The sequence below is a fragment of the Dyella subtropica genome (assembly GCF_026283965.1).
Lineage (GTDB): Bacteria > Pseudomonadota > Gammaproteobacteria > Xanthomonadales > Rhodanobacteraceae > Dyella_D > Dyella_D subtropica.
The window spans coordinates 548,820-568,998 of the sequence record NZ_JAPDPD010000001.1 but is presented as its reverse complement, the minus strand read 5'-3'; the positions used below and the strand labels follow the sequence as shown (position 1 = coordinate 568,998).

The window sequence follows — 20,179 nt, the reverse complement described above, 5'->3', positions numbered from 1 at the left end:
GTGACACCTACGTTGAATAGATCAGAGCATCCCTAAACGAGGTCTCCCATGCCGTCCGCACTGTAATCCATTTGTGCATCCTCGATGATCGTCCGAATGTCATCGTCGAGTGCGTTGTAGTTGATCTGTCCCGTACCCGGCTTCAACGCATGCAATTGCTTATGGAATTCGGACAGGGTTTCCGTTGCGCCGATCGGTGGCGCCGCGGCGAACATCAGGTTTTCGTGGGCAGTTTGCGATCCTTTGTGCGCCCCGCCCTTGTTGACCATGTGTTCCTTGTTCACCTTGATGGTCGGTACCTGTTTCGTTTTGGCGGCAAGCCCCGGAAAGTCGACACTGATCTCATGAAGCACGTCCGGAAGCTTGTCTTTGAACTTGCCGCCAACCGCGGAATAGCTCGTTTTGTTGGAGGTTGCATTCAGGCAGCGTTGCCACGCCTCACGCAGCACCGGGTTGACCAGAAAATTCAACTCGCCTGCTTCCTTGTAGAAATCTTCGATCTCCTTGAGCACCGCTGGCGTGGTGCCGTTGAGCTGAAGCTCGGCATTGATCGCAGCAGCTCGGGATACCCAGCTGTCGGGGTCGGCCAATGTGCCCTCTTGTGCTTCGATGATGGCATCGAGCGCGTCGCTGAGGATCTGTTCGTTCTCGCCCGTCGCATCGGGCTTGATGTCCTTCCCGTCGATCAATACGCGCTGCGAGATCGGCTCCCCCTGCATCGCAAGGGGGCGATAGTTAGCGTCGGTGGCAGCACGACCCGCATGCAATGCCCGCACGCCCATCTGGTCGGCCTCGCGTTCCAACCCGGCGTTGTCGTTGATGTTGACGCCGCCCATACGCATGGTCGGTTTCACGCGACCCGAGCTCTGCTGCACCACGTGCCAGGCTTCGTGCGGCAAGTGCTTTTCCTGGCCACGCGCCAGATGGATGTCCGAGCCTTGTGCGTAGGCCAGCGCGTTCAATTGCGCAGGCAATGACGAGCCGTAATGCACACGCACGCCGCTCATATCCATGCCCGAAAGCGATTCGATACCTGCGCGCAAGCCATCCGGTAACGCCTGCCCACTCCCTGCGGCCGGCGCACGCTGCACCACACCTGGCGAGTAATGCAGCCCCGGTGGCACGCTGGCGACATTCACGGCGACCCGCTGCATCGTGAGGGGCGCCGGCGACGTCTCGGCATCTACTTTTTTGGCGACGGAGTGACCCACGCTGTGCATCAGTCGATCTCCTCGAAACGAACGCCGGACCGGTCCAAGGTGCCCTGCTCCAGCTCGTCGAATTGCGGTACACGGCCCACGATGGTCAGCAGGTAGTCGATCGGCTGCTGATAGTTCACGTCGGCCGTTTGCCGCCCTGTGCGAGTATCGACGCGGAAGCTGGTGGCATAGGCCAGCGTACCGTTCTGCCATAGCCGTTCCACCCACGGTCCGCATTCTTCGGTGAGGAACTGGCCGAGATGGATGCCGATCAGGTTGTTGATCTTGTCGGTCACGTGATCGTACGGGCCTTCGATGGTGGCATCCTCTCTACCGTTTACGGATTAAACGCCCGCAGGCCGCGCAGTACGACGCTGAGTTGAATGGCAATCTCCGATTTGACCCTGGCGGAGGTGCCGCCCTGCTGATACAGATTCACGTTGTCGGGTATCCCCGCCAGGATGGTATAAAAATTTCGGGCTGTTGCCGTCCTCAAAAGGCTGAACCCGGTTTTGTCTCTGATCAGATTCTTGATCCGTAGAAGTTTGTCCACATTCGCGTTTCCGCTGGCTAATTCGTTGCGTATGTCGACAATGGATTCAGGCGCCTGATTGCCTCTATTGAATCTAGCCCTGCCATTCCAATTGGCGGAAGTGGCGATCACGGTCAACCTGGCCATCAGCGGCGGGAGGGAATCGATGGCGGTGTGCATGTCCTCATAGCGCGTGAGTGGATTGTAGGCGCCACCGAAATGCGGCATGAAATCCATGATTTCATGCATGGTGTGATAGGGGACATCGCGATGGTCGTAATCCTTGCGCCAGAACGCCATTGTCGCGTGTGCGACGGCCTGGACTTGCGCCGCATTCGCGCCAGCTTGCTCGGCTAATCGCATCATGCGCGCAGCGGTAAAGGAGTGCCTGGCCCACATGGGAATATGGTGAGTACGGGCATAGGTGTAACTGGCGTGCTGCTCTTCATTGGCGGGCCTTATGAATTTACCAGTGGCCAGTTCTCGTGCCAAAGCATTGCGAAGAATGACTGAGCTATTCGGCCGAATGTATACGGCTCTTCCGCCAAGAGTTGTACCCTGAAAAGTGAGAAATGAAGGGCGCCCGCCGCCAGCGCCTTCAACGAGCAAACCTTGGCCATGCGTCCCGCTATCTTCCATGAAATATTTCATCACATCGTGCAAGGTCGCGATCTTGTCGCGCATCGAGTAGTTCTCGGGGGCCTGGAGGACAGGGTAGAAACGCGACGGTATAGGACGTCCGTCCGCACTGCGGACATGATTGAACCATTTCGCATAGTCGGCCCAAGGGCTATCTTCCGGAATATCCGTATCGAGTTCGTTGACGATATTTGCGCTGCCCGCTCGCGTGCCGATCCATACAGCAATACGGCGCAACACGTTATTGATGTGGTCCTCAACGACCGGGCTGGCATAAACCTGATTTGCCAGGCGCTTTTCCTGACGCCGGCCTTCTTTCGATGAAACCCAGCCATAGATCGCCATCGCCAGATCGCGGTAGTTGGTATAGACACGGGCTTGTTGCTTACGACCAAAAGCAGCGTTTCTGCTCGCACCGCCCTTGGCGCCTTGATTGTCTTCTATCCATTTTTTCAACTGTCGGGTGACCAGGCCGCGATCATCTGCCCGTAAAAATTGATAAGCCGTGTTTTCAAGCGGTGCAACCGCATGGTGAGCAGGTGCAACCGCATGGTGGGCAGGTGCAACCGCATGGTGGGCAGGTGCAACCGCATGGTGAGCAGGTGCAACCGCATTTAACATCAACGTCATGACAGCGGCAGTTTCGGTGTCGATGTCAGCGCCGTTGGTTTTTACATCATTCGTATGGTCGAATCCGCCGACTATCAGATAGCGCTGGACGATTTTCTGTCCGCCGCCGATACGGCCGGGCGCGCGGCTATCGCGACCATCCGTCTTGAGCTGCAAGGCACGAGCGCCCATCGCATCCGCCTCCCGCTCGAGCGCGGGGTCGTCATTGATCGACACTCCTTGGGCCTGCGTGGTCGGTTTCACGCGACCCGAACTCTGCTGCACCACGTGCCAGGCCTCGTGGGGCAGATGTTTTTCCTCGCCGCGCGCCAGGTGAATGTCTGAGCCTTGTGCGTAGGCCAGCGCGTTCAATTGCGCCGGCAAGGGCGAGGCGTAATGCACACGCACACTGCCCATATCCATGCCGGAGAGCGACTCGATGCCCGTGCGCAACCCATCCGGCAGTGCCTGCCCTTGCGATGCAGACGCTACGGCCGGTGCGCGTTGCAGCGTGCTTGCCGCGTAGTGCAGTCCCGTTGGCAAGCTGGCGAGGTGGGCGGTATGCGCGGGCGCCATCAATGGTGCAAGCACAGCACCGGTGCGTGTTCTCGCAGTTCGGGCTTGCAGCGGTTTCGAAGGGGGCACGACATGACTTCGTGCACGGTTTCTGGTGAGAGGCCGCATGGTCGGGTTGTCACTTCTTATTGAATGGCATGGGGAAGCACGCGCGCCAACGCATTGCCCGACATCCGGATCTGGTATCCGGCGTCCAAAGCTCCACCGATACCAAGCGCCCCCGAGCGGCTGGTGAGCCTCGCCATGCGAAGGGTCTGAGCCGCTGCGCGAGGTGCAGCCGCTATAGCACCATTGGTGAGCGCTGCGGCTGCCTGAAAGTAATGCGCAGCCGGGTGCAGGGCATTGACGATGGGATCGGCAATCGGCCCGTTCATGCGATTGGCGAAGTAATCGCGAGTCAGTTGCATGTTGTTGATGTCGTTGGGGTCCACGGTACCAGCCAACGTCATGCCGTCAGCCTGAATGTCGAGACCCGTGTACGGCGTCTGGTCCAGCGATATCAAATCGTCCATGTGCTCGTCATTCAGACGCGTATCCCAGGTATTCAAGGCATTGACTCCCGCTCCACTGCCGATGCCAACCACCGCCGGTCCGCCTTGTGCGGCAGCAAGACGGGCCTGAGTTTCGGCGTTCTTTCTGGCGTTTCTGGAAGCGACGGCATTGAGATGCCCAGCGGGATCACCCAACCGTTGGCCGAGCTCCGCCATGACCGACTTCGATGCGGCACCGCCGGCCGGGTTCATATTGATCTCTTGCACGCCGCGCAGGTTGCGATCGATCCAGCCCAATACAGCCGGGAACAAATAGGTAGCCACACCGGCATTTCCACCCGCCGGCGCCGCGGTATGCAAGGTCAGCACCCGATTGTCGTACATGGGCGCAAGCGGGGCGGCGCCAGGAAGAAGTGGACCCTGCACCGGCGCCTGCACCTGCGACCGGTCAATGGTGACCGAGCCGATCGCTCCCCAAGCATTGTTGGCATAGGCGTGCAAGCGGATGATCCAATTGGTGACCCTCCCATGCGCGTTCGTTACATCCTCGATCGTCGTGCGCAGTTCGCCGGTGTCGATCGCGTCGCATATCCGCTGGTTGTTAGGCAATCCTCGGAAATAATCCCCCCACCTCCATCGAGACATGATGCTCAACTGCGCGACATCGCCAAATTTGCACTGAGCCGCGCCGGCGGCGGGACTGGCCTGCGCTAGCGGACCGACCGCACGTGTTGCGGCGGTCATGGACCTTGCCCCCATGACGTCGGCTTCGCGTTCCAAACCTCCATCGTCATTCACCTGGGTTCCCGCCAACTGCATCGTCGGCCTGACCCTGCCCTGCATCTGCTGCACCACATGCCAGGCCTCATGCGGCAAGTGCTTTTCCTGACCGCGAGCGAGATGAATGTCCGTTCCCTGCGCGTAGGCCAGCGCATTCAATTGCGCCGGCAAGGGCGATGCGTAATGAACGCGCACGCCGCTCATGTCCATACCGGAGAGCGATTCGACGCCGCCGCGCAAATCCGCAGGCAAGCCCTGCCCCGCACTGGGAGCAGGCGCCCGTTGCATGACTCCCGACGCGTAGTGGAGTCCGGGTGGCAGGGCAGCCAAATACCCGGACTCCACCGGCGCGCGGCACTGAGCAGGCGCCGGCCCGCGTGGTCCTCTCACACCTCGGATGCCTATGGAATGACTAACCACCTAATCCCCCGCTGGTAAATGCGAGGAGTGAGTGAAGAGCAGTGAGTAAAAGCAAAAGCTTTCCTGATTCGCGCCGAATCTCAGCGAGTGCGGTTTTCTCCTCCCCTTGCTTGCAGGGGGAGGCCGGGAGGGGGTGAACACTTGCGAAAGCCTCTCCCGAAAGGCTTTCGCAAGTACTCACCCCTCCCCAGCCCTCCCCTGCAAGCAAGGGAGGGAGCAAACAGCTCGCTAGCTCAGATTCGGCGCCATTCAGTAGAGCTTTTCTCTCACTCCTCACTTCTCAACACTCACTCCTCGCTTCTAATCGTCCACACTCCAAGCAAAATCCCCTGCCGCAAACACCTTGCCCAATTTGTCGTATTCCCGCTCCACCGCGCGCAACAAGTGATTCATCCCCACCGCGTTCTTCTCAGCCGCCGCATAGAACGCGGCGCGCAAGGCGATGTTGTTGATGTTGCCGCCGCTCAGGGCCGCCTTGTCGGCCAGCAGCTCGAAGTCCACGTCGTCCGCCAGCGGCGCATCGGGCGGGAAGGCCTTACGCCATAGCAGCTGGCGCTGTGCCACGCCGGGAAACGGATACTCGATCATGAACTTGAAGCGCCGCGTGAAGGCTTGGTCCATGTTCTTGAGCAGGTTGGTGGAAAGGATGACGATGCCCGGATAGGTCTCGATCCGCTGCAATAGGTACCCGGTCTGGATGTTGGCGTAGCGGTCGTGCGCGTCGTGGGTTTCGGTGCGCTTGGAGAACAGGCTTTCCGCTTCGTCGAAATACAGCACCACGTTCATGGATTCGGCCTGGTCGAACAGTTGCGCCAGGTGCTTCTCGGTTTCGCCGATGTACTTGCTCATGACATTGGCCAGGTCCACGCGATACAGACCGAGATTCAGCTCGTTCGCGATGATCGAAGCGGCCATGGTCTTGCCGGTGCCGGAAGGTCCGTAAAACAACACGCACAGATTGCGGCTGTTGGGGTTGTGGCGATCGAAGCCCCAGTCTTCGACGACCTGGTGCCGGTTCTGCGCATAGTGCAGCACTTCTTCCAGCCAGCCTCGCGTGGCCGCGGGCAGCACGATGTCGTCCAGGCGGTAGCGCGTCTTGACCTCTTCCGCCACGCTGAATTGCTCGGTGACGCTGGCGTCGCGGCAGACCTCCAGCAGCAGCGTTTCCCCTGGGCTGTCGCCGTCCAGCCATTGTCGGCTGTCGGCCTCTTTCAGCACCGAATCGATTTGCGTCTGGGTGAACAGGTAGCTGTTCACCAGTTTGTCGAGCAAGGTGTCGGACAGCACCATCGCGTGACGCCGTGCGCCGGCCTGCCAGATGCGCCGGCGCAAATCGGCATCGGGCATCGGCACCTGGATCAGCAAGGGCGTCACCGGGTGCGGTGCGAAGCGATGCGCATGCTCGGACAACACTCGCGCCGGACCGTTGAGCGCGACCACGTAGCGTTGGCTCTCCAGCAGCGTATCCAGCATCGCGGCGAACAGGGCGCGCGCTTCGTCGTCCGCTGCGTTGCCGCTCAGGCGCTGGCAGTCGCTCAGCACCAGCACCCGGTTGCACAACAGCGCATCACGGCACAACAGGCGCAGACTCTCCAGCATCGCCGCGCGTCCCGCCGCTCCATCGCGGCCCAGCAACTGGCCGCCATCCACGCGCACGCAACCCATGCGCAGCGGCGCGAAGATGGCCGCGCAGAAGCGCTCCAGCAAACGGGCATCCGGCCCCTGCAGTTGCAGTACGAAAGCCGCATCGGGGGGCGCACTTGCGCCGCAGCGATCGACAAAGCGCTCGGCCAGCTGGCGCGACCCGGCGTCGATCAGCAAATCGGCAAGCGCGTCCGTCGACGGCAACGCAGGCAAGGTTTCGTAGAGCCGGAGTTGCGGCGCGGCACGTCCGCATAAGTACCCTGCCAAGACGGGATCGAGCCGAAAGCCGCCGGCCAGACGAAGCACGTCGCTGAACGGGTCGAGTTCCAGTACGTGCCAATGCCGCAGCGCGCTGTCGATCAGCAAGGCGGACTGCAGCCCCGCACGCTCTCCACCCACCAGATGGGCAGCGGCAGAAAGCGGCAGGTTCGGCTCCGTCACACTCTCGCCGTCAGAAAGCTCCGCCAGCACGGCGCGGTAATCGGCGTCGATATCCGGCAACAGCGCAATCAACACCAGCTGCTGCTCCAGCGGCGTCAGCTGGAACAGCTGTGCGAAATGAATCCAGGGGATGAAGAGATCCTGCGCGACGGTGGCTTCCATGCGGCCTTCGAGCTGCTGCCATGCCGTGGTCAGTGCGGTATCCACTTCGCGTGCCTGCTGCGCCCGCGCGGCACGCAGACGCAACGCCAGCGGCCCTTGCGCGTCCGTCGCAGGCGCGGCCTGCCGCTGCGACGTTGCGCGCTCGATCAACAAGTCCGCATAACGGCACAACTCGCCCAGGAAGGCGGTGTTGTCGATGAAGGCTGGCGCGACGGGTGGCATTTAGACGCCTTCGCCGGGGTGACGACAATGAGAGGTCATCGCGAGCACCCGCCCCTCACCCCAACCCTCTCCCCGGAGGGAAGAGGGAGCCGGCTTGCGACACAGTGACGGCGTCTTCTCATGATGGCGGGCTTACGTGGCATCGTCATTCTCCAGTGCCGCACCACCCCCTACCACTCGCATCAAGGCGTGCGTCAAAAGGCGTTGCTGACGCGAGTCGAAACTGACACCGGCCGCCTTCTGCAGGTCTTGCAGGAATTGGGTGTAGGCATCGCTGACCCGCTTCTGGTCGTTAACATTGGCAACGTCGTAGGCGATCGCCAGCAACGCGCGCAGATCGTTTGCCAGCACGGTCTTGTTCTGTGCCGTGAACGGGTGGCCGGTGGTGCGCTGCAGGCTCTCGATGAAGTCATCGATATGCTGCGGCTCAGCACTGCGATTGAGTTCGGCGAGAGCTGGGTCGGCCGCGCACACGAACTTCTGCACGCTCTGACCGAAGTCCTCGCGCGCTGCCGGGTCGGCGGGAACCTTGACTGCGTCGCCGAGGACTCGCGCCAGATCGCCAGCCCGCTGGTCGATCGCCTGCTGCGCATCGGCCCGAAACGATTGCTGCAAACCACCCGAGGCCAGGCGTTGGCGCAGCGTCTCGATGCTTTGCGACAAGGCATCGGCGGATGGCGCAGTGGCGCCCTCCGCTTTCAGCGCCGCAGGTGCTATCGGCGATTTGTCCAGCGCATTGTTGGTTCCACCATTCAAGGGCCCCAGCGGCACCCAGTACGCTGAGACGTTAGGTGCGGGCTTCCATTGCGTCTCGACGGCGAACAGCAGCGACCATAACTCGCCCTTGCGCACCGGCACGCAAAGCGTGCCGAATATCGGGAGAAAGAAGGTTTGGCTGCCCTTCTTGCCGTCTTTGACGGCCACCGGCATGGTACTCGCCGACGCGTAATTGGTGCTGGTGACGCCGGTGCTCGACCTCGTCTGGCAGGTGAGCATGCCAGCGAAGTCGGATTTGAAATTCGGGTCCACGGTACCGATGCTGGCCACGATGTAGCCATCCGTCACAGCCTGCCCGCTGGGGTTGTTGTTGCTGGTGCTGATGGGGATGGGCGCGCGGTTGCCGAACAGGGTCACATTACCGTTCTTGTCGACCCCCACGCCGGTAACGAGCATGGAGCTGGCGAACAGCGCGCCGCCTGTTAGCGAACCCGTCACGTTCGCACTCGCGCCTTGCAACTGCGCGCCCGCGATCAGGTTGCCGGTCGCCTTTACATCGCCACTCACCTCGAGCGAGCTCTTGCCGCCGGTACCGGTGCCCACCACGACATTGTTTTGCGTCACGCTCAACAACGGTGTGGCCGCGTTCGGCCCTGCGGCCAGCACGGTGCCTTCGTTGCCCGGGCCGGTAATGCTGGCCCATTGTTTGACGGTCAGCTGATTGGCTGCCAGCTTGTCGAAGGTACTGCTGCCGTTGAAGTTCACATCGCCGTTGACTTGCAGCGCATATCTGGGGTCGAGCTTGCCGAGTTCGTAATTAATACCTACCGTGTTATCCGCAAAGCCGTTTGTCTTCGCGTACGGGCCATTGCTTATCAACAGCATCGCGGGAGGCGGCGGAGTCGCCGGAGGCGCACCAGTCGTTGCACTGTTCATTGCACTGGTATCGGCATTGGCTTGAAACATGCCCATCAGCGTGCGCGACACCATATAGGCCGAGCCATTGGCTGGAATCGGCTTGTCCGACGCCGAATTGGTCACTATCAGGGTATGGTCGTCCTTCACCTCAGTGACCAGCCATTGGCTCTGATAGCCCAATGGGGTCGTCGGTTTGAATGCCTCGATCAGCAGCCAGTCGCCTTGCTTGAGATCCTGGGTGAACTTGGTGCCCACGCCGGTAATGGTGGTGCCGCTGCTACTGACGGTGCCTGTACCGGATTTGGCTCCGGCACCGGCGGCATCGCTGCTCGACTTGTAGGCCGATAGCTGAAGAATGACGGCGAACTGTTTCTGCAGTTCGAGCTGGGTGTCGCTGGTGATGGTTTTGATCTGCTGCGCCTGCTGCTGCAGGCTGCCCAGGACGATGCTGTCGCCGGGGCTGACTTGGGCCTTGAACGCGGTCTGGTTGCCGTTGAGCTGGGTCTTTTCGTCCTTATCGGCCGTAACGGAGCCACTACCGATAAAACCGGGGCCGGTACCTACGCAGAGCGAAGCGCGCGGGTCGGACACCTGCACACCGACGTTGCCGGAGTTGTAGTAGATGCTGCTGTACGTCGAGGCGACATCCTGCTTGGTCCAGTAGCTGAGGATGGGCAGGTCGCTCAACCCGCTGCCGTTGCCCTCGAAGGATTGCGCCGTTACCTTGCCGCTGGCGAGCACGTCGCCGTTCACCTGCAGTGCCGCCTGCGACGTGGCCGGCGAATTGAGCGCAATGCCCACCCGCCGGTCAGCCGTGATGCTCAATGCGGCGGGGCCCGGCACGCCACTCTGCACGGCGGATTGCTTGCCCAACCCCACCGTGCCGTCGACCTCGATGCTGAGCAGGTCGCCTACCGGCGTTCCCGCGGAAAAGCGCACCAGGGTCGAACGGACGTAGTTGTAGCGGCTGGGCAGCAGCAGATCCTGCTGGAAAGCCTGCTTCATCTGGTACTCGCCAATGCCGGTGGCGATGTCGATAACGGCCTGGCGCGGTAGCAGCGGCGCCGCACCCACTGGCAATTCCGGAACGACGATGTCGCCGGATTGCAGCGGCGGGTAAATGGCCGGCTGGAAGCGCAGCAACCTGCCCCGCGTTACCAGCGTGCCGGTGCCTTTGTTGATGATGCGCTCCACTTGCAGGTTGGCCTGCGGCTGGTCCACGCCGACACCCGCATTGCCGCGCGTGGTGAGCATGCCGCCGAAGTGGCTGCGCGTGGCCAGCACCTCCAGATAATCGCCCTGGCCGCTGCTTTCCTTCAGCGCCTTCAGCTGGACACCGGTCCACGGCGCATCGGCCTGGCCGTCCGCGGACGGCTGCGTGTGGATACCGTGTTCCGTCACCAGTTCCACCACGCCAAGCCGCGAGCCGACGTAACGCCGTTCGTATTGGCCGGATCTATAGGTCAGTGCATCGATACTGCTTTGCGAGGAATAGTCCACCACGGCCAGCAAGATGTTGATGCCCGGATCTTGCAGGCTGAGCGCGTATTCCAGCACTGGCTGCTGCACGATGCGCTTGTAGCCGGCGACGCCGCTCTCCACGCTGTAGTCGGCAAACACTTCGTGGTAGCGAATGGTCAGGTAGATCTTGGAATTGGCCGGCACGCCTTCGAATTTCAACACCTGGCTAGTGGTGAGCACGATCTGCCGCCCTAACTGGTCGATCGCCATGCCTGCGCTCACGCCCACTTGATTGCTGCCCGGCTGCCAGGTCACCTCCAGCCCGCTGGCGATGCCCCAAGTGCACAGGCTGCTGTTGAGCAGCGCCAACATTTCCATGTTGTATTGCTGCTCGCACTGGAAATCGGCGGTGAGCAGCGACTCACCCGAGAAATAATGCGTGCGGGCGATGGGCGGACGGTTATTGGGGTCAGACATAAGCCAGCCACCTCACGTGAATGGGGTCGTCAACATCCGCGGCTGGTGCGAGCACGGCAGTCAGCGTCAGGGTGAACTTCTCCGGCCCTATCTCGCTCACCGCCGTGGCGTACGGCAGGTTGCCCTGTACGGTCACGAGCACATGCGGGATCTGGTCGAAGGCCGCCGTCTGTTGCTCGTTGTAATAGACCACCGTCGGCACGCTGTCCCCCTGCTTGCGCAACTTGGCACCCGAAACGCCGGCCACGCCATTGCGGCTCTGCGCCGATGGCAGTGCAGCCTTCGTGACGTACGCCTCGTCCACAGTGAGAACGGCAGGTAGCCGGCTGGTCACTGCCGTGCGCATATCTTTCACGGAGTCGATGCCGCCGGTACTGGTCATGTTGATCTGTGCCAGCAGGATGCTGTTGGCCGGCAGCGAGTCGACGGTGTTGGCCAGCTGCAGGCTGCCCGCCCAATTGACGGTGTAGGGCATGTCCGCCACCGGCGGCGGTATCGAGGGGTAGACCAGCCCGACGAAACTGGGGTTGGTGGCGTTGGGGGATACGGTGATCGTGTTGCCCCCACCATCGGGCAGGATCACGAAATGCCCGGCCGAGTCGAAGCCCGCGCCGGTGGTCGCGCTCAAGGTATTGCCGCTGGGGTTGCTCACCAACAGACCGCTCAGGACGCCGGGCGTATACAAGAACTGGTTCTGCCATTGCAGCCAGTTGACGAAATAGGTCTGCGCCAGGCTCATTTCGCTGGCGGTGAGGAACATGCCGTCCTGGTACAGCAAGGTGTAGGCGACGTTCTGCGGAATGGAAGCGGCTGGCTGTGTCATGGCGATGGCATCTGCGTGCTTAGAACGGCGTTGACGGAGAGTTGCGGCGGATTGGGCTGGGCCGGTTGAACGGGTGGATCGCTGGGATACGCTTGTAGACACATGCCGCCCAATATCTGCAGCTGGTAGCTGCTGGCGGCCGGCTTGAGCGCATCGAGCAAGGTGGTGAGTTGGGCCAATAGCGTCTGCACTTGCTGCACGCCCGCGGGGGCGAGCACGAGGGTCGGGTCGGCATACGCCGGCAAACACACCTGCACCAGGAACAGCCAGGGCGCATAGCCCGATACCAGCGGCATACCGGGCTGGTAGGCGCAGCGCAGCGTGAACGTGCCGGGTGCACCAGCCTGCCCGTTGACCTTGATGGCGGGTGGCGTCGGGTTTAGTACATTCACGCTCAACGTCCCCGTAGGAGACGGCGTAACGCTGCCCGGCACGTAGCACGGCACAGTCGTCATCGGGAGATCGAGCAGCAGATTCAGCAGCATGCTCATGCCCTGCGCCGTGCCGCGCAGGCGGTACAGCGCCATGATCTCGGCGATCACCCGGCGCTTCTTGTCCAGCTCCCAAGCCTGGTCGAGCACCAGGTCCACCCAGCTCGCCAGCCAGCTGAGGAATTCGTTCAACCAGGCCGTGAAGTCGGCCAGCCCATCGTTGGCGCCCGCGCCCGCCGCGGCGACATGACCTTGCAGGGGATTGTGCGGCGCCGGCACGCCGATGTAGCGGTTGAACTCGGTGAGAATCTCATCGCGCTCGGGCGTGGGCAGCCCGGAAATGGGCGGAATGAATGCCTGGTCGTCCGCGGGAAACAGAAAGCTGAAACGGCTGTAGAACAAGTTGCCTACCACTCCGGCGGCGAGCAGTTCCTGGATGCCGCGCCGTCTGTCGAGGGTGTCGTCGTTCAGCCCGCTGAGCAGCTTCTGGAAGATCTTCAGATAGTGCCCAAGAAAGCCAGCGTCGGACTTGGCGAACACCGCCGGCAGATAGCGCAGGTAACTCAGCTGGGCGGGTTCGTTCACGAGGCGCTCCTCGCATAGATCTCCAGGGAACGCAGTTGCGGCAGTCCGCGGTAGAGCATGGCGGGTGGGCCGGACGGCAGGTCGGCGATCAGAAAGTTGACGCCGAGCTGCGCATAGGTCGGCAGCTGCGCCGTGGGTGCATAGCTGAGTTCGATGTCCTCCAACGCCGAGACACCAGGCACGCGCTCGATCAGCAAGGACAGATTTTCCAGCAAGGGTGGCTGGTCATAGGTCCAGGTATCCGGCTTGAAATAAGCGAACAGGCTCGCCAGCAGCGCATCGAGCACCACGCTCAACACCGCATACGGTGGGCAGCGCACCGCCACGCTCAGGTTGATTTCGGTGAGTTGCGCGGGCGCCACGTTCACCCGGCTGCCCAGCAGCACGCGCGGCGCGAGGTAGGTGTTCACCTGACTCAAGAGCTGGCTCTGGGCCTGGGCAGCGGCTTGCGCTGCGCTGCCGGAGGGTTTTTGCAGCAACAGCACGCGCTGCAATCCGCCCTGCGCATCGGGCACGTTGGTGTTGGGGTAAGCAGGCAGCTGGTAGGCCCACAGCGCATTGCTGAGGATGTACACGCTGGTTGCTTCGTCGCTTACTTGCGCGTCGGCGCGCTTCACCAGCAAGGGCTCGGGCGTGGGGTTGCCGGCCTTGGCCTGCTGTGCAGCGATCATCTGGTTGGTTTCGAGTGCCAGGGTCTGCACGTCGTCGCAGGACAACGCCAGATAAGGCGTCGCCAGATAGTTCAGCACCGCATGTTGCAATTGCGCGCGATTCAACGGCGTGCCCGCCTCCACCTGCCCCAGCACCGCGCGCAAGCTCTGGAACGCGAAGTCGTAGTTTTTGTCAGCCGCCTTGCTGTAATCCGTGGTGTTGGATGTGAACGCCAGGCCGAGCACTTCGCGCAGGAAATTCTGCTGCGTCTGAATCGGAATAGCGTTGGTCTGGTACAGCAGCGACTCGCCGAGCCAGCACAGCAATTGCAGCAAGGTGATGCCGGGATCGGATTCGTTGTAATCCGTCCACAGCCGCGTGAATTGGGGAATGCGCCGGATCAGCTCAGCTTGCAGCACAGCGCTGTTGCGGGTGTCGAGGTCGGGCAGTTCGAAGCTCATCGCGCTAGCTCGCCAGGGCCACGGTGTAAGCCAGCACGCTCGCGCTGCCGGCCGCAGCCACCTGGTTGGGCGCCAGCGCGATGTCGCCACCCTGCACGCCGTTCAAGGCCAGGCCGACGACGCCGGTGACGCGCGGATCGCTGCGCAGCAAGCGACTTACCTGGGCGGCTTGTACGGTCTGGCCGAACGCCCAGCCCTGCCCGCCCGGCCCACCGAATACCGGTTGGAAAAAGGCTTGCAGCTGGCGGGCCAGATCCTGCTGTACCGCATTGCGTTGATCCGGCGCCACGTTCACCGTTACCTGCGCCACCACCTCGATAGGCAGGTAATCGGGCTCGCGGCAATAGATGCGCGGCGCCAGCGGCGCCAGGCAGCGCGCGCGCAGATAGACGGCCACCTGGTCGAGCAACGCGGGCGGCGCATAAGGTTGCGGCGCTTGCGAAAGCGCCAGCACGCCGACGGCAATGCGCCCGTCGGCGGCGACGACCGCGTGGGCGCGGCTTACTGCCGGACTCGCGGCACGCGCCAAGGTATCGAGATCGTCCAGTTGCACCGCGCGGTTGTTGGCCTTTACCTGGGGCGGTGCCGCCGCCAGCAGGTCGTCCACGCTGTCGCCGTTTACTCCGCCCAGCGCCGGCGCCGGGTTGGTGACACTGGCGATCGCGCTGTAGCCAGGGCGCAGCACGGTCAATTGATTCGCCGATACGTTGCCCGTCAGGCCCTGGGTGTATTGGTAGCGGGTGGCGATGATGTTGTTGTAGCCGCTCGGCGGAATCATGCCGTTGTAGCCATCGCCGAAGGTCACCAGGCCGTTCTCGCTGTCGAGTGTGTACACCCGGTCGGTGGGTCCGCTGAAACTGAAAGTGTCCACCTGTTGCCAACGGCGCAACACCGTGCCGCTGGCTTGCGCCGTGGTGCTGGGCGGAGTCACGGTGAGCGCCAGGTCGTTTCCGTCGGGTGACGGGGCCGGCTCCATGCCCTCAGGCTCGGCGACGTCCAGCTCCAACCCAGTCAGCACCGGCGTATAGCTCAGCTCGAATACCTGGGCAGGCTGCTCGTTGCTGGACCCCAGTGTTTCGTCCAGCACGGTGCTGCGATTGCCGGCCATCACCGTGTTGGGATAGACGCCGTACACCGATACGTTCTGGCGCGGACGCGGGTTCTGTATGCGCAACCAGCAAGCCTGTTGCGAATACAGCATGACCGCAGGCATATCGTCCGGCACGATGAAGCTGACGATGCCCGAGCGGGTGAAGCCCGCCGTGCCGTCATCCACCGACAGGGCACGCCAAGTCAAACCGTCGTAGTACTCCCACGGCAGGGCCGGCGCCCCATCGGCGTACTCCTGCGAAAGATAGAAGTACAAGGTCAGCGTGCGCCCCAGCGTGTAGCGACTGAAATCCTCCGGTGCAAAGCCCAGGTAGCAACAGGTGTAGCGATCCTCCACCGGCTTGAACGGACTGAACAGGAAGCGGCTCAGGGCGAAGGCGTTGTACGTCCACAGGTTCTTGGGCGTGGCGGTGTAGGCATAGCTCAGCAGCAGTGACTGGATATAAGGCGGCGCATAGCTGCTCGGCGTGTAGCTATAGGAGAAATTCACGCCCTCCACGTTGTTGAGATACGCCGTGACCTGCTGCTTCTGTTGTGCGGTAAGAATCGAGTCGGGGATGGCGTCGATAGTGGCGCTCACGCCCTGGGTGGTGATGCCGCCGATGTCACCGTAGCCACCCGACGTGATCACCACGCGTATCCATCGCCCCTCGGCGCCGGCCACGGTAGTGGGCTGGATGTCCGGACACAGGAACCGCACGCTGGTCGGGCCATTCGGGTTGTTGTTGCGCAAGGCGTTGGTGGTGTCGACGAAGCGGTAGGTGCTGATCTGGGCCGCGGTCGCATTGAAGGATTGCCAGGCCGAGCCGTCCCAGAACTGCCAGCACAATGTCACCGGGTAGTCCGTCGCCACGTCGCTCAACACGAAGTTGAGACTGATTTCAGCGCCCTTTCGCGCGAACAGGTTGTCGGAACGCACGTAGAAAGCGTCCTCCACGGCCGGTGTCTGGCCGAAGGGGTACACGCCGTTGCGGATGTTCACTTGTACCGGACCCGAGGCGGCCTGCTCGGGCGGGATGGCGTCGCCCGACAAGGTGCAGCTCAGGCCGGTAATCACCGGCAGCTGGCTCTCCAGCGCATTGATCACCCGAACCATCGGCGCGGGCTGCACCAGCAGCCAGTATTGCGGCGGCTGCGCGGCGGCGTCCGCGTCGGCCGTGAATCCGCTGTCACGCCCGTCCGCGGCATACAGCTCGCTCTCCAATTGCGCCACGGTGAGCGGTGGGGCGGTGGGCGGCTGGTTCAACTGCACGGTGAGCTGCAAACCGCTGTGCGTGCCCACTACGGTGGCGGCCAGCGGATTGAGCGCACCATCCGCCCACTGTTCGAAATACGCGGGGTCGAGCCGCACCCCGGTCAGGTTCACCACAATGCGCTGCAAGGCGGGATCGGGCTTGAACAGCTCCGGATCGCCCAGCATGAACCAGTGCGATAGCGGTATTTCGAGCGCATCGTCTTCCTGCGCGAGAAACAGCGGCACCGACCGCCCCGAGCCCAGTGCGTCGAATGCGTTGATGTAGTGATCCTGCGACGGAATCATGGTCATCAAGGCGCTCAGCGTGGCCGGTACCACCAGCAGCGGCTTGTTGGTTTGAAAGCGGATCTCCTGGGTGACGGTATCCAGCACCGCGCTGTCGACCGGTATCTCGCACGGCGGCTGCTCGGCTTGCAGCGTGAAGGTGAGCGCCGCCTGGGCCGCCAGCGGCGAGCGCAACTGCAGATTGAGAAACTGATAGAAAGCGAGCTGCCGCTGGTTGGGCAGCTGGTTTTCCATCTCGCCGATATAGCGCGCCAGCAGCGAGAACAGCTTGAGCAGGACCAGCCCTGGATCTTCGTTGACGTCCTTGGCGTCGGGCTCTTGCGTAGGCCATGGCGACGTCCACTCCGGCGTATACGCGCGCGCCAGCGCCAGCGCCTGCTGGAAGAACTGCTCGGCGCTGCGAAAATCAAGAATGGGGTCGAGCATGGGATCGCTCATGGCATCAGTCATGGCTGCGCATGGCCTGCATCAAGCCGGCTGCGCCGATTCCTCCGCCAGCAAATCCTCCAACACCGTGATCGCGCCATGGATGCGCAGCATCGTGTTCTGCAGGTCGCGTGAGCGTTGCTCCAGGGCTCGCAGTTGCGTCTGGCCGGCCTCGTATTCCTGGCGCAGTACGGCAAGGCGCTGCTCGAGGCGGCTGGGCGTACGCGCGGTATCGCCAGGCAACTCGTCGTGCGCATCGTTGTTGTTTGGCAGGTTGTGCAGGTTCATCGTGTCACTCCTTTCGACGATCAGCTCTTCAGGTAAAACGGATAGACCAGGTTGTCCGGGCGATTGCGATCGCGGATCAGGTAATCGACGGCGATCTGCATGCAGTTGGGCTGGCGCGGGTCGATGCTGGCCGCCACGCCGGCCACCTGGATGCGCGGTTCCCATTGCTCCAGCGCCTCCTGTACATACAGCTGGGCCAGACTCAGCGTGGATGCGTTGCCAGCCGCGAACACCAGTTCGTTGATGCGGCAACCGAACGCGGGCAGCATCACCCGTTCGCCCGGCGCCGTTTGCAGGATCAGCAGAATCGCCTGGCGGATGTCCTCCGCGTCGACGGCGAAGACCACGCGCCCACCCTGCACCTGCACCGGGAACGCCCAGCCACGCCCGAGAAAGTCATCGCCCTGGTTGCGGATCGCGCTCATCCGATCATCCCCATAAGATCAGCCCCATAAGATCAGCCTCATCCGATCAGCACGTTCGGCACGCCGGTGACCACCACCAACGGCATGGGCGCCTGCGGCCCCGCGGGCGGTATGTCGTGGCAGGTTTCGCAAAAATCGCCCGCGCGCGCCGCGCCGCGGCGGTTGATGCGCACGGTGGTGCTGGCCAGGATCACTCGTCCCATATTGGTGGGCGGCACCTGGAACGGCCCGCCCTGCGGTATGTGCGGTGGCATGTTTTGCGCCATCGAGCCCTGCAGTGCGGCCGGGCGTCCGTTGATGCGCACATTGGTGCTGACGCTGAGCGTGATCTTGCCGTTGAACGGGCAAGGCTGCGGCGTGGGTACCGGCCCGCCGGGCGAGGGGATCAGGACAATGTGGATATCGGCGGCGTTGACGATACTGTCGCCGAAACGTGCGGCTGGCTTGCCCATCTCGATGCTCCGTCGCGTCAATTGATCTCGATCATGGTGGCGGTGAGCTTCATGCTCTGTCCGCCGCTCGCCTGCAAGCTGGCGGCGGTCAAATCGAGCTTCACCGAGCCGGACGTGTTCTGGATCACCACTTCACTGCCCTTCAATGTGAGTTTGCCGGCCGCAGTGATGCTGACCTCGCCTTTGCTCTCGACCACGATGCGATTGTTGGCTGTGTCGATCTGCACCTTGTTCTGCTTTTCGTCGATCAGGGTGAGCTGACCATCCTTGCTGTCGTCGAACAGCAGCTGCTTGCCCTGCTTGGTCTTGATCAAGCGCACATCCTGCTGACGCGCAGCACCTTGTACCGGCGGCTTGATGCCGCCGTTCCACAGCGTACCGAGCACGAACGGCTGGTTGATGTCACCGTCGGCAAACGCCACCAGCACCGACTCATCCTTGCGCGGCAGGAAAAAGGCGCCGTAATCCGGGCCGCCGTAAAAGCTCATCACCTGCAACCAATCCGATTCGATCCGCGCGCCGTCGATCTGGAAGTTCACAGTAATCCGGCCCATGCCCTTGGGATCGTCGGTGCGATTGACCTGCGCCACCGTCACGCCGGCCAGCTGCTGCCCCGGCTGGGCCTGGGGTTTCGGAAAATCCATGCTCATGCGCCCGTCCTCCGTAGTTGCAACGTCGTGTGATAGCCAGTGCTGTCGTCATAGCTATGCTTGCTGGAACGTATGTAATAGATGCCGTCGAAGCGCTGGCTCAGGCCAGTGAGGCGAATGTTCACGCCGGCCACCAGCGTTGGGTCGCCTTCCAGCTCCGCGTCGCCTTCGATAAAGCGATTGAGGTTCTGCATGAATTCCGCATTGGCGCGCGCTTGCAGCGCCTCCACCGTGGTCAGGGTCGGGTCGGTGACGGTGATGGCGGCGCTGGGAAAGGCATCGATAAAGTCGTAGCCCGATTCGCTGCCACCCATGCGCGCGCGTACCAAGTTGGGGTTGCTCTGCGCGCTGACCACCTTATTGGTGGCGGGATCGAAGCCGAGCATCTGCACGGTGCTGCCCTCGGTGGGCACACGCAGGCGCAGGCTCACGCGCTTCAGATCGCGCGGAAAGGCCAGCGACTTCACCGGGCTGAGCCCTTCCGCGCTGGGCCGGAACAGCACCGTCATGTCGTTGACCACCAGCTCGTAATTGAGCAGCTCGCAGCGACTCAACAGGAAACGGTAGTTGGTTTGCTGGCGCTGCCACACGCAGGCATTGAGCGTGACCGGCGAACCGGGCGTTTCGATGCGCACCCGCGACGACTCGGCCACTTCCGTGGCGATCTGGTTTTCGTTGCGCTCCTTGAACATCTTGGTGTGATTGCCGAAGCGCAGCTTGGCCATGGTGTCGAAGCCGCTGACGGTGGCGACCGAATAGGCATCGAAATGGGGATCGATGGAATAGATCTGCGCGGTGATCAGGGGCTTCGGCTGTCCGATGCCCATTTGGATGCTCACCTTATCCCCGGGCTTGAACGTGTCCAGGTCAGCGCCCTGCCAATTGCCCTTCTGCGACAGCATGTTGAATTTGAAGCTGAACATGCCAGGCACATTGATCTCGTTGGAAACCTCCACCGAATGCACGGCGGCCAACAGGCTCGTCGGCAGCGGCTTGCCGTTGAGCAGCAGTTGGAAGGCAGCGGTTTCCGCGCGCGCGTCGTTGGACAT

Annotated in this window: 15 protein-coding genes; all 15 read right to left on the bottom strand. The window is 62.4% G+C overall.

What is annotated here, in order from left to right:
* Positions 1-32: 32 nt before the first annotated feature.
* The gene (locus OUZ45_RS02495; protein WP_266168319.1) at positions 33-1,220 is read right to left on the bottom strand and encodes an eCIS core domain-containing protein; all 1,188 of its coding nucleotides are present in this window, start codon (positions 1,218-1,220) and stop codon (positions 33-35) included.
* On the bottom strand, positions 1,220-1,495 hold the full coding sequence (locus tag OUZ45_RS02490; protein WP_266168318.1) for a hypothetical protein: 276 nt from the start codon (positions 1,493-1,495) through the stop codon (positions 1,220-1,222). Before OUZ45_RS02490 ends, OUZ45_RS02495 begins: the two co-directional genes overlap by 1 nt.
* 41 nt (positions 1,496-1,536) lie before the next feature.
* Positions 1,537-3,570 (bottom strand): eCIS core domain-containing protein, encoded by a 2,034-nt coding sequence (locus OUZ45_RS02485; RefSeq protein WP_266168317.1) that lies wholly within the window; start codon positions 3,568-3,570, stop codon positions 1,537-1,539.
* Positions 3,571-3,680: 110 nt separating this feature from the next.
* Positions 3,681-5,114 carry an eCIS core domain-containing protein gene (locus tag OUZ45_RS02480; RefSeq protein ID WP_266168316.1) on the bottom strand — a complete coding sequence of 478 codons (1,434 nt, stop codon included), beginning with the start codon at positions 5,112-5,114 and terminating at the stop codon, positions 3,681-3,683.
* Positions 5,115-5,546: 432 nt separating this feature from the next.
* Positions 5,547-7,715, bottom strand: a complete 2,169-nt coding sequence (locus OUZ45_RS02475; RefSeq protein ID WP_266168315.1) for an ATP-binding protein — start codon at positions 7,713-7,715, stop codon at positions 5,547-5,549.
* Between the two features lie 132 nt (positions 7,716-7,847).
* The gene (locus OUZ45_RS02470) at positions 7,848-11,288 is read right to left on the bottom strand and encodes a hypothetical protein (RefSeq protein ID WP_266168314.1); all 3,441 of its coding nucleotides are present in this window, start codon (positions 11,286-11,288) and stop codon (positions 7,848-7,850) included.
* Positions 11,281-12,111 (bottom strand): hypothetical protein, encoded by an 831-nt coding sequence (locus OUZ45_RS02465; RefSeq protein WP_266168313.1) that lies wholly within the window; start codon positions 12,109-12,111, stop codon positions 11,281-11,283. The genes OUZ45_RS02470 and OUZ45_RS02465 overlap by 8 nt, the downstream gene beginning before the upstream one ends.
* Positions 12,108-13,127, bottom strand: coding sequence for a phage tail protein (locus tag OUZ45_RS02460; protein WP_266168312.1), 1,020 nt, complete (start codon positions 13,125-13,127; stop codon positions 12,108-12,110). Before OUZ45_RS02460 ends, OUZ45_RS02465 begins: the two co-directional genes overlap by 4 nt.
* Entirely contained in the window at positions 13,124-14,239 is a 1,116-nt protein-coding gene (locus tag OUZ45_RS02455) for a hypothetical protein (RefSeq protein WP_266168311.1), read from the bottom strand. The genes OUZ45_RS02460 and OUZ45_RS02455 overlap by 4 nt, the downstream gene beginning before the upstream one ends.
* A 4-nt stretch (positions 14,240-14,243) precedes the next feature.
* Entirely contained in the window at positions 14,244-17,339 is a 3,096-nt protein-coding gene (locus OUZ45_RS02450) for a putative baseplate assembly protein (protein ID WP_266168310.1), read from the bottom strand.
* 18 nt (positions 17,340-17,357) lie between these two features.
* Positions 17,358-17,603 carry a hypothetical protein gene (locus OUZ45_RS02445; RefSeq protein ID WP_266168309.1) on the bottom strand — a complete coding sequence of 82 codons (246 nt, stop codon included), beginning with the start codon at positions 17,601-17,603 and terminating at the stop codon, positions 17,358-17,360.
* 20 nt (positions 17,604-17,623) lie between these two features.
* Positions 17,624-18,028, bottom strand: coding sequence for a GPW/gp25 family protein (locus tag OUZ45_RS02440; RefSeq protein WP_266168308.1), 405 nt, complete (start codon positions 18,026-18,028; stop codon positions 17,624-17,626).
* Positions 18,029-18,066: 38 nt separating this feature from the next.
* The gene (locus OUZ45_RS02435) at positions 18,067-18,480 is read right to left on the bottom strand and encodes a PAAR domain-containing protein (RefSeq protein ID WP_266168307.1); all 414 of its coding nucleotides are present in this window, start codon (positions 18,478-18,480) and stop codon (positions 18,067-18,069) included.
* A gap of 17 nt (positions 18,481-18,497) precedes the next feature.
* Entirely contained in the window at positions 18,498-19,130 is a 633-nt protein-coding gene (locus OUZ45_RS02430; RefSeq protein ID WP_266168306.1) for a phage baseplate assembly protein V, read from the bottom strand.
* Complete coding sequence (locus OUZ45_RS02425) at positions 19,127-20,179, bottom strand: phage late control D family protein (RefSeq protein WP_266168305.1); 1,053 nt, start codon at positions 20,177-20,179, stop codon at positions 19,127-19,129. The genes OUZ45_RS02430 and OUZ45_RS02425 overlap by 4 nt, the downstream gene beginning before the upstream one ends.